Source organism: Lentilactobacillus farraginis DSM 18382 = JCM 14108 (assembly GCF_000583655.1).
Classification (GTDB): Bacteria; Bacillota; Bacilli; order Lactobacillales; family Lactobacillaceae; genus Lentilactobacillus; species Lentilactobacillus farraginis.
On sequence record NZ_BAKI01000064.1, the window covers coordinates 1 to 8,680 of the forward strand.

17 protein-coding genes are annotated in these 8,680 nt (G+C 39.6%); 12 read left to right on the forward strand and 5 right to left on the reverse strand.

What is annotated here, in order from left to right; all coding sequences use genetic code 11:
- Positions 1 to 177 precede the first annotated feature (177 nt).
- Positions 178 to 1,335 carry a tyrosine-type recombinase/integrase gene (locus tag JCM14108_RS13045; protein ID WP_035181369.1) on the reverse strand — a complete coding sequence of 386 codons (1,158 nt, stop codon included), beginning with the start codon at positions 1,333 to 1,335 and terminating at the stop codon, positions 178 to 180.
- A 134-nt stretch (positions 1,336 to 1,469) separates the two neighbouring features.
- Here JCM14108_RS13045 and JCM14108_RS13050 point away from each other — a divergent pair, with 134 nt between their 5' ends.
- Positions 1,470 to 1,673 carry a hypothetical protein gene (locus JCM14108_RS13050; protein ID WP_035181370.1) on the forward strand — a complete coding sequence of 68 codons (204 nt, stop codon included), beginning with the start codon at positions 1,470 to 1,472 and terminating at the stop codon, positions 1,671 to 1,673.
- Here JCM14108_RS13050 and JCM14108_RS16160 read toward each other — a convergent pair.
- From JCM14108_RS16160 to JCM14108_RS13065, 4 genes are all read right to left on the reverse strand, one after another.
- The gene (locus JCM14108_RS16160) at positions 1,670 to 1,873 is read right to left on the reverse strand and encodes a TIR domain-containing protein (protein ID WP_081759914.1); all 204 of its coding nucleotides are present in this window, start codon (positions 1,871 to 1,873) and stop codon (positions 1,670 to 1,672) included. The genes JCM14108_RS13050 and JCM14108_RS16160 overlap by 4 nt on opposite strands.
- A 164-nt stretch (positions 1,874 to 2,037) precedes the next feature.
- On the reverse strand, positions 2,038 to 2,427 hold the full coding sequence (locus JCM14108_RS13055) for a hypothetical protein (protein ID WP_035181371.1): 390 nt from the start codon (positions 2,425 to 2,427) through the stop codon (positions 2,038 to 2,040).
- Positions 2,428 to 2,482: 55 nt separating this feature from the next.
- Positions 2,483 to 3,037: a DUF4352 domain-containing protein gene (locus JCM14108_RS13060; RefSeq protein WP_035181373.1), complete on the reverse strand. Its 555-nt coding sequence runs from the start codon at positions 3,035 to 3,037 to the stop codon at positions 2,483 to 2,485.
- A gap of 113 nt (positions 3,038 to 3,150) precedes the next feature.
- Positions 3,151 to 3,873, reverse strand: coding sequence for a helix-turn-helix domain-containing protein (locus JCM14108_RS13065; protein WP_035181374.1), 723 nt, complete (start codon positions 3,871 to 3,873; stop codon positions 3,151 to 3,153).
- Positions 3,874 to 4,006: 133 nt separating this feature from the next.
- On the opposite strand from JCM14108_RS13065, the gene JCM14108_RS13070 reads away from it, so the two are divergent.
- From JCM14108_RS13070 to JCM14108_RS14450, 11 genes are all read left to right on the forward strand, one after another.
- The gene (locus JCM14108_RS13070; protein ID WP_035181376.1) at positions 4,007 to 4,255 is read left to right on the forward strand and encodes a helix-turn-helix transcriptional regulator; all 249 of its coding nucleotides are present in this window, start codon (positions 4,007 to 4,009) and stop codon (positions 4,253 to 4,255) included.
- Positions 4,256 to 4,287: 32 nt separating this feature from the next.
- Complete coding sequence (locus tag JCM14108_RS13075) at positions 4,288 to 5,055, forward strand: Rha family transcriptional regulator (RefSeq protein WP_035181377.1); 768 nt, start codon at positions 4,288 to 4,290, stop codon at positions 5,053 to 5,055.
- Between the two features lie 74 nt (positions 5,056 to 5,129).
- On the forward strand, positions 5,130 to 5,696 hold the full coding sequence (locus JCM14108_RS13080) for a helix-turn-helix transcriptional regulator (protein ID WP_035181378.1): 567 nt from the start codon (positions 5,130 to 5,132) through the stop codon (positions 5,694 to 5,696).
- A 14-nt stretch (positions 5,697 to 5,710) separates the two neighbouring features.
- A complete protein-coding gene (locus JCM14108_RS13085; protein WP_051996215.1) occupies positions 5,711 to 5,968 on the forward strand; it encodes a hypothetical protein in 258 nt (85 codons plus the stop codon).
- A 117-nt stretch (positions 5,969 to 6,085) separates the two neighbouring features.
- Positions 6,086 to 6,304 (forward strand): hypothetical protein, encoded by a 219-nt coding sequence (locus JCM14108_RS13090; protein WP_035181380.1) that lies wholly within the window; start codon positions 6,086 to 6,088, stop codon positions 6,302 to 6,304.
- A complete protein-coding gene (locus tag JCM14108_RS14735) occupies positions 6,294 to 6,452 on the forward strand; it encodes a hypothetical protein (RefSeq protein WP_156654962.1) in 159 nt (52 codons plus the stop codon). The genes JCM14108_RS13090 and JCM14108_RS14735 overlap by 11 nt, the downstream gene beginning before the upstream one ends.
- Positions 6,439 to 6,561, forward strand: coding sequence for a hypothetical protein (locus JCM14108_RS15985; RefSeq protein ID WP_268872159.1), 123 nt, complete (start codon positions 6,439 to 6,441; stop codon positions 6,559 to 6,561). The genes JCM14108_RS14735 and JCM14108_RS15985 overlap by 14 nt, the downstream gene beginning before the upstream one ends.
- Entirely contained in the window at positions 6,533 to 7,018 is a 486-nt protein-coding gene (locus JCM14108_RS13095) for a hypothetical protein (RefSeq protein ID WP_035181381.1), read from the forward strand. Before JCM14108_RS15985 ends, JCM14108_RS13095 begins: the two co-directional genes overlap by 29 nt.
- A gap of 2 nt (positions 7,019 to 7,020) precedes the next feature.
- Complete coding sequence (locus JCM14108_RS14620) at positions 7,021 to 7,185, forward strand: ERF family protein (RefSeq protein WP_152536957.1); 165 nt, start codon at positions 7,021 to 7,023, stop codon at positions 7,183 to 7,185.
- Positions 7,182 to 7,721: an ERF family protein gene (locus JCM14108_RS13100; protein ID WP_051996217.1), complete on the forward strand. Its 540-nt coding sequence runs from the start codon at positions 7,182 to 7,184 to the stop codon at positions 7,719 to 7,721. Before JCM14108_RS14620 ends, JCM14108_RS13100 begins: the two co-directional genes overlap by 4 nt.
- 47 nt (positions 7,722 to 7,768) lie before the next feature.
- On the forward strand, positions 7,769 to 8,680 hold a 912-nt coding region (locus JCM14108_RS14450; RefSeq protein WP_152536958.1), incomplete at its 3' end, for a DUF4373 domain-containing protein.

Here is an 8,680-nt window from a genome sequence, read left to right on the forward strand (position 1 = left end):
GCTGCCTTCATGGCAGTTTTGCAGACGGACGAGGAAGAAAAAGGCGACAAGTAGGCATTCTTAGAATCATATGCTTACTAATGATAACCGGTTTTCCGCCATTCTTCCGCCATAAATCGAAATTGGCGGAAGTTTCTGCCTAAATTTGTTGCTAATGGCGGAAAATTGGCGGAAGAATTAAGAGTCTGATTTGCTTTGCTTCATAATTTTTTCGAAGATATTAACCGTCTGCTTTTGCATTTTGTGCGTAACATGTGAATAAGTGTCCATTGTTGTAGTGATTCGCGAATGGCCAAGACGGGCTTGAATATCTTTGATATTAGCACCATTTTCTAGTAGCATGGTGGCATGTGTGTGCCGCAAAGAATGGAAGTTAAACGGGAAACCTAACTCTTTCTGAATACGATCACATTGATATTTGATGGTGTTTGGAGTGACGGGTTTCCCGTTTTCCTTTGTACATACGAAGTTTGACTCATAATAATATCGGCCATATCTTAAACGCTCTTCCATTTGGTGTTTCTTGTGTTGCTTAAGCAAATCAACTAGAGAATCTCCAATTGAGATTGTTCGATAACTAGCAACAGTTTTTGGAGTAATGATACTAAAGGCACCTTTAGCTTCCTGCATCATAGCTTGTTTAACGTCGATAGTATGGCTGTCAAAGTCCACATTAGCCCATGTCAAGCCGCAAACCTCACCACGGCGCATACCTGTTCCAAACGCAATCTGAAGGGGAATATAGAAGGGATTAGACGGCGGTGTGATCGACAGAATCTGTTTGTACTGTTGCATGGTAATAATTTTTAGTTTCTCTCTAGTTTTCCGATTATCATCGCGATACTTCGGCATGGTAATATACCTTGCTGGATCTTCCTTGATTAATTGATAAGGGTAAACCGCCTTTTTAAAAGCTTCTCTAATGACCGTTACAATAATCTCTACAGTGTGCTTTGATAAATCTGTTTTTCCTAAATTGTTGACTAAATCCTGAATAGTTGCCGGACTGATGGAACGAATACGAAAGTTGCCAATGCTTGGATCAATATATTTTTTGATGATATTTAAATAATTGGATTGTGTATTTGGTTTGAGCTCTTTTTTGACGTAATTTTCATGCCAATACATGAAATACTGATGGACGTTCATATTACTCAGCCGAATGACTGAGCCGCCATTTTCAAATTCTTGCAGGGCAATGCGTAGGGCTGCTTGTGCTTGCTTTTTGGTTTGACCACCATACCTTTCAACTCGACTTCGCTTGCCGTTTGCCATACCGGTATCAAATGCGTAATACCAGTTATTACCTTTCTTTCTGACTGTTCCGCGTGCCATGTTTATCTTCCTTTCTCATAAGTAACGGGTTGTATATGAATAAAACGTGTGTTCTTTAAAACATCTAAATAAAAGCCCAGATGAGGGCAACAATTTACAGATTATGTTAAAATCACTTTATAGAAGGTGAAATTATGAAGAACCAAGAATTTTTATTTGAAAAAAAACCAGTTAGGGTTAAAGCTTATAAAACAGACAAACCATTGGACATCCAAACTCTTGAAGGAACAATGCATGCTAGTGCAGGCGATTGGATAATTACTGGATTACGTGGCGAAAAATATCCTTGTAAACCAGATATATTTTGGAAAACATACCGTAAAGTTTTAGACAATTAACGGTAATAAACCTTGTCTAAAGCTTTTTTTATTGCTTCGTAATTAAATGTCCTGGCCCATTCCGCATTGATTCCATAAAGTGGAATAGGAGTAGTGTTGGAATTGTTCAGTTTAATTGCTACTACAGGCTTCCCAAGTTCAACTGCTTTATCAATTTCCCAGTCTACCCAATCCGATTTATAAGTATTTTTACCAACTATACAGAGAAATCGTCCTTTTTTTGATTTTTCAGTTCGATGGAGGTTCCAGCATCTTTAATTTCATAATTCCCTCCAACTTATATTTTTATAGTCATCAGTATTTGGACTAATTCCCCATGCCTGAGTCGAACAGGTACTGGTTCCGAGTGGGGAAAATGAATCAATTATTGATTATTTAAATTTGAATTATGGCTTTGTACATATGATTTACTTGGATGTTGTAACATAGTGAAAACCGTTGCAACAATTAGAACTACTAATGCAGGAAAAGCCATAGCAGCAGTGAATCCGAATAATGCGCTACCAATAATACCTAAAACGGGGCCTACTAATGAAATGCCATGACGGCGAGATTGCAGTAAAGCAATGACGTTTAGGATTACCCCAATCCAAGCCATTCCATAAAAGAATACTGCTGCAGAATTAGTTGCATTACCTCCATTAGACGCATCGCTAAATGCAGTTCCGGCGATAACAAACCAAGAAAGAGCAAACAATACGCAATTAATAATATCTAAAATTCCAGTCCATGTGTTTAACTTTAACCGATTCATAAAAACTCGTCCCTTCAAATTTCAGCTTTTAATGTCGTCAGTATTTGGACAACGATTAATTAAGATTAACCTTGATTGTTTTATCATCAAGAAAAGATGGTTGATATTCAAGCTTTAATTTAGCATTCTTTTTGGCTTGGCCAATTAGATTGCCAGAAACAGTGGCGCCCTTGTCTAGTGAGCCACTATCTAAAGTATTGTTATCGTAGTTACCGGATGTAAGAATTTCGTCAAAATCGGTAGTATCACCATCGGCATTTAGTTCAAAATCCATGGCATTGTAGTCTTGCTTTTCATGACTATCATTTTTAATAGTAACGTTGCAAATAACATATTGATTGCCACTCTTAGGCGTATCCATACTATTACCAGCAAAGTATTTAACTTTATTAACCTTGAATTTATAGCCTTTATAATTGGCAATTTGACCAACCTTATAAGTCTTCTTGAATGGCGAAACCCTATGAGTATTCGGCTTACTACTCGATGAACTAGAAGAGCCACCGGAGCCACTCATCATACCGCCAAGCACGAACAAAACGATAACCACTAGTACCCAAAACCACCATACTTTATACCAAGGTTTTGGCTGTTTTTTCTGATTATTCATTTAACCCACCCCTTAATAAATTATTAATATTACTCTAAGTCAACTACTCGTCACTAAAGTAACGAGTTTCCTCGTCTAGCAACTCTTATGAAAATGTTTGATCCATCAGCTCCTTACTTTAATAAGCTTGTGGCAAATACGTATTTACCTAATATCCTAAAATCTTGGTCAATGTTCTTAGGAAAAATGAGCGGTTTATAAATAGGATTAAACGACTCTGGTTCAAGGATAACTGCTTTGGAGGTTTCCTTAAACCTTTTTAATGTAGCGTTCTCTCCATCTACTAGAACAGCACATATATCGCCATTTTCAACCTCACAGTCTTTTGCAAAAACGGCAATAAATCCGGGAGCAATAACCTTACTCATGGAATCTCCATCAACCTGCAATGCAAATAAATTGTCACGTCCAAATCTGCGTATTAAATCATCGGGGATAATTGTTTGACCAATGATATGTTCATCGGCAAAGGTAGGAATACCAGCGGTAATTTTCCCATAGACGTCTAATGATTCATGCGATGTTATCCACTTAGTGGTTGCTGAAATTGTTGCACCATCGCTTGTTGGCTCAACAGTTAGTTTGTCCACTGAAGGGGTGTATCCAGCCAACTCCATGAGTTTTTCATAATTAACATGGTAAATAGTGCTGATGGTTTTTAATTGGTTGGGATTTGGATGAGGAACATTTCCTCGGGAATTCTTACCTTTTTCAATTGCCCAAAGTGTTGAGTGGCTAATAGGCACATCACACAGTTCTGATTGCTTTGCAAGTTCCCTTAATGAAAGGTTATGCTTACGCCGAATGCTGCTTAAGTATGTTCCCAATTTTGTCATTACTTCAACTCCTCGCACTTAAAGTGTATTACATGGTGAACAAAAAAACTACAAAAAAGCTGTTTTACATGATTGACATTAAGTATATCTGGTAGTACACTAATCTTGTAATCAAAAAGAAGGAGGTGAGCAAATGAAAAACAATGTGAGAGTCATCAGGGAATACATGGGGATTTCACAAACCAAGCTTGCCAAGATGGCAAAAATTTCAAGACCTGGACTTAGTACAATAGAAAATGGTCATAAACAAGCCAGTCTTGATACGGCGTGGAAAATTGCAAATGCTTTAAATGTAACAGTTGATGATGCTTTTTTTAACCAAAACGTTCGACTTGTTATACAAGGCACCGAGCATTCTGACAAAATTACTGCGAGTAGTTAGTGATTCATCAAAGAACAGGAAGGATGATACCAATGAATGAATTAGTAATCATGAAAGATCAGCAAGCTGTCACAACCAGTTTAAAAGTTGCACGTCAATTTAAGAAAAATCATCAACACGTTTTACGTGATTTGGATCGAATTATTGAGCAAAAGGGGGGTGTCCAAAATTGGACAGACCCCCAAGGAAACCATGTTTTTGCTGAAGGGACTTACATCCATCCACAAAATCATCAAAAGTATCGAATTATTTACATGAATCGAAAAGGCTTCGTTTTATTAGCGATGGGGTTCACTGGGAAACGAGCTTTTGAGTTTAAAAACAAGTACATTGATGCATTTGATGCGATGGAGTTAAAGCTTCAGGAGCAACGAAAACAACAACTTTTTCCAAAATCACCAATGGAAACTTTGAAGTTAATGTTTCAAGCAACTGAGCAAACCGATAAGAAGGTAACCAAAGTTGAGCGTCGTGTGACCGATTTGGAAGATAACCAAAGCTTGGCGCCTGGCGAATATAATTACATTTCTCACCGTGTTCGGGCAGCGGTTAATGAATACGAAGCCACACACCACTTGCTGTTGACGCAGAAGCAAAGAAGCAAGCTTTATAGGGATATCAATACGGGGCTTAACCAAGTAACGGGAATTAAAACACGCACGCAGTTGCGCAAGAAGGACTTTGATACGGCCGATGAGTACATTCGCAATTGGCAACCATCAACTGCAACCTTGCAGATTATCAAACAGTTAAGTGGCATCGCAAAAGGCCAAATGAGTTTGAAGAATCAACGAGCTTAATTTCAAGCTCTAAGTAAATAATACGTTTCTTGGCCTTCATAAAGAACGGGGAAAAATTGAAGGAGGAGAAGTTTATGGATCAAGTTTTTGATTTACAGCAAAAGGTGTTGATTGGTCATAAATTAAGAGAATTTATGAAGATTAATCCGGAACTGAGTACAACCGACCTTGGCCGGTATCTCGGAGTTACACAGTCGATGGTGTCGAAGTTACGACACGATAAAGCAACATTTCATTTTGACGATTTACCAAATCTTTTTAAATCGACTGAAGGGCTGATGGGTTCGGACGAGTTCAAAATCGCCATTCTAAATGTATTTACTGGTGGATTCATTCCACCGTTGCCAAATTATCAAAACGTCTCAACAGACTTGGCAGCATTGTCAACCAGGGTGATGGACGAAATGCGTCAGTCAACGGAAGCATTAAATGTGGCACTAGATGACTTTTCGGATCCAAGTAGTCCGAACAACCTCAAAAATATCGATGATCCTGAGCAGGCATTCAACCAACTGTATGATGTTGTTCGCTATGCGTTGCCACTGATGGCGATTATCACCAATGCATACAAGCTAAGTTGGACGGATGAAGCCAATCGGCGAGAACGGGAGATTGCGAAAAATCACGAACATATGATTTGAAAGGAAGTGAGTATATGGCAACTAAAGCACCTGTTGAAGCGGCTGTTCATAGTGTTAAAGAAACGGCCAAGAAAATGCGTACCGATGTCGGAAACGTGTATGCACTAATCAAAATGGGGTATATCAAACCAATGATTCTTGGTTCAAAGATGATCTCAAATATTGAGATTGACCGTTTCTTATCACAATATGCCGGTGTTGATCTAAAAAGTGAGATCCGACATTTTAAACAGAATCCGGATGAATGGAGGAAAGAACATCATGTTTTATGAATTAGGAAAATTTATCGTTTATGGCGGCTTGTATCTCGCGTTGTTTGCCATTATCTACATGGTTTATCTGATGATTAAGGATCCAAAGGATTGGTTCAACTAATGGAGGTGATGGTAATGGAAAAAACGATTGCACCAACTTCTGAACGCATTAATGTTCAACGTGATTTTATCCGTAAAATCGAAGGTACCTTAAACGCCAAAGAAGTTAGCCGTTTGGATAATCGCAAGTTTGCCCAATCTAGTCATTATGACTACTTTACTCATGCTTTTGGCAAGCTCGATGAAGCAAAAGCAAAATTATTAGAGCTGGGAGGTACTTTGAATGAAAAATAGGCAAGAAAAAAGCGCTGAACAATGGCAGTTGTCCAACGCGACGAAACAGAAGTTGTTTTCAAATCAAAAATATTTACATGTTCATTATAACCGTATTCAGCGATTGTTTCAAAGGAAGAAAAGAGGGGTGGCAAATGTATCCCGATAATCCTGGTGAAGACCAATATTACGATGAATTAGCTGATGAGTACGAAACCGGTACGGACGAAGAACTGGAGGAATTGAAATATGAATATGAAGCTGGCGAGTGGGACTAAGACACTCGATGAAGTTGAACAGGCAATCACCAATTTGAAACTTGAAATTGGCCAAGATAAAAAGAATTTGGCGGATAAAGTTACCCAAGTAAAAGCCTTGGAACAGCAACTGGTGCTTCTAATGGGCGATGCTCGAAAGGTTGAAACTGATGAATGGAAATATACCATGCACGTCCCTAATCCAGCTAAAAAGAGCTGGTATTCGGTTGTACAGGAAGGCGGCACGGCTGAGCAGAGACGTCTTAACGTCGATAAACTCAAAAAAACATTGCCGGAGCTGATCAAAGTTGAAACCAAAGAAAAAGTTGATACCGACAGTATCAAGCAGCGTTTGGCTGATGGTGAATTAGTCATCACGGATTCTGGCAAACTCGTGACGGTAAACGGTGAAATCGTCCCCGGCATTATCGGGGAACTCAAACCGGCATCCGTATCAGCCAAAGCAAAGGAGAAATAAACATGAAAATGAGTGAATCAATCAAGAATTTGGCGGCTGCGATGTATGCCTTCCGTAAGGCAGTTAAACAGCCGAAGAAGGATAAAGAGAACCCGTTCTTTAAATCCACCTATGTTGCTTTGGAAGGCGTTCAGAAGGCAATTGACGAAGCTTTGCCGGACGCTTGAGTTACACGCAAGCCCTGATTACGGAAGATGGTCGGGTAGGCATTTCAACCATTATTCTGCACAAGAGTGGTGAATTTATGGCATTTGATCCGGCTTATGTGCCAGTCAAAAAGAATGATGCCCAGGGCTATGGATCGGCTGAAACCTATGCGCGTCGATATTCCTTGTCCGCCGCATTTGGTATCTCAAGTGATGTTGATGACGATGGCAATGCAGCCAGCCAAGAACAGTCCAAACCGGCAAGGCGGACTACTCGTTCGACAAGCGCCCGCAAACCGACACGACCAACGGCACCCAAGCTGGCAACGAAAGCTCAGACAGATGAATTGAAGAAGCTCATGGAAGAGATTAGTCAGCATTCCAATCAAGACTTAAAAGTAGTAGCGAAGAATTCAATGGCCAAGGCCAAAGTTACGAGCTTCAAAAACATTTCAATGCAAGACGCTGGTTATTTGAAGAAGGAACTTGACACAGAGCTGATGGAGATTCAACAAGCTAACGAAAAGGATTCAGATGCAGCATTTGCTGGTTTATAAGATTAAATAAGTATGTGGTGGGTGGGTAGGAATAAGGAGGTGCATGCATGGCACGTCCAAATAAGAAAGGACTTGATTACTTTCCCTTTGATGTTGATTTTGCTACAAACGCAAAAGTAGAAGCAGTGATGGGTGAATTTGGTGCGAAAGGTGTTCTGATCATGATTTATCTGCTGTCGGCGGTATACCAAGATGGATACTTCTTACGGTGGAATAAATTACTACAGATGCAGTTAGCTAATCGAGTGGATGGAAGTTCACCAGAATTAGTTAATCAAATTGTCGACCGCTTGATTGATTATGGAACTTTTGATAAAGAACTGTTCAATTCGGCTAAGGTTTTGACAAGCCAGCGCATTCAGCAAACTTATCTAGATGCTACGAAAAGGCGAAAACAGCAAAAACCAACGCTTTACTGGATTAATGATGACAATAACCCCCATTCAAGTGTAGTTAATGTCGACATTAATCCACAAAGTAAAGTAAAGGAAAGTAAAGTAAATAAAACTAAACAAAAACCTCTTCGTCAAAAACGTGCCAAGCGCGTTTATGACCAGGAGAGTGATTACTACAAACTTGCCAAATTCTTTGTTGAAAAGATTCGGGAAAACAATGCCAACTTCAAAACGCCTAATCTGCAGACGTGGAGTGATGATTTTCGTAAACTCATTGAGATTGATAAGCGAGACAAGCATCAAGTAGCCTTGTTAATTAAATGGGTTCAGCGTGATTCCTTCTGGGCACCAAATGTTTTATCACCCAGCAAGCTCAGAAAAAAATTTGATCAACTTGCGATGAAGATGGATCAGGATGGCTCAATGGGTCCCTCTGAACCACCAGTTTCTAAAAAGCCGGTTTACTCGGATGGTGAACAACGCTCAATTGACATCATGCAGGCGTTTAGTACACACGATCATGATGCCCAGCAGGCAACCCAGGCGCTACAAGTCAAGTATCCT

What these genes read in the sequence shown, in the direction of transcription:
- JCM14108_RS13070 (WP_035181376.1), top strand. Translation starts at nt 4,007, where the DNA reads ATGAAAAACAATGTGAGAGTCATCAGGGAATACATGGGGATTTCACAA.
- JCM14108_RS13050 (WP_035181370.1), top strand. Translation starts at nt 1,470, where the DNA reads ATGAAGAACCAAGAATTTTTATTTGAAAAAAAACCAGTTAGGGTTAAA.
- JCM14108_RS13085 (WP_051996215.1), top strand. Translation starts at nt 5,711, where the DNA reads ATGGCAACTAAAGCACCTGTTGAAGCGGCTGTTCATAGTGTTAAAGAA.
- JCM14108_RS13060 (WP_035181373.1), bottom strand. Translation starts at nt 3,037, where the DNA reads ATGAATAATCAGAAAAAACAGCCAAAACCTTGGTATAAAGTATGGTGG.
- JCM14108_RS14735 (WP_156654962.1), top strand. Translation starts at nt 6,294, where the DNA reads ATGAAAAATAGGCAAGAAAAAAGCGCTGAACAATGGCAGTTGTCCAAC.
- JCM14108_RS14620 (WP_152536957.1), top strand. Translation starts at nt 7,021, where the DNA reads ATGAAAATGAGTGAATCAATCAAGAATTTGGCGGCTGCGATGTATGCC.
- JCM14108_RS13055 (WP_035181371.1), bottom strand. Translation starts at nt 2,427, where the DNA reads ATGAATCGGTTAAAGTTAAACACATGGACTGGAATTTTAGATATTATT.
- JCM14108_RS13075 (WP_035181377.1), top strand. Translation starts at nt 4,288, where the DNA reads ATGAATGAATTAGTAATCATGAAAGATCAGCAAGCTGTCACAACCAGT.
- JCM14108_RS13080 (WP_035181378.1), top strand. Translation starts at nt 5,130, where the DNA reads ATGGATCAAGTTTTTGATTTACAGCAAAAGGTGTTGATTGGTCATAAA.
- JCM14108_RS13090 (WP_035181380.1), top strand. Translation starts at nt 6,086, where the DNA reads ATGGAAAAAACGATTGCACCAACTTCTGAACGCATTAATGTTCAACGT.
- JCM14108_RS15985 (WP_268872159.1), top strand. Translation starts at nt 6,439, where the DNA reads ATGTATCCCGATAATCCTGGTGAAGACCAATATTACGATGAATTAGCT.
- JCM14108_RS13045 (WP_035181369.1), bottom strand. Translation starts at nt 1,335, where the DNA reads ATGGCACGCGGAACAGTCAGAAAGAAAGGTAATAACTGGTATTACGCA.
- JCM14108_RS13065 (WP_035181374.1), bottom strand. Translation starts at nt 3,873, where the DNA reads ATGACAAAATTGGGAACATACTTAAGCAGCATTCGGCGTAAGCATAAC.
- JCM14108_RS13095 (WP_035181381.1), top strand. Translation starts at nt 6,533, where the DNA reads ATGAATATGAAGCTGGCGAGTGGGACTAAGACACTCGATGAAGTTGAA.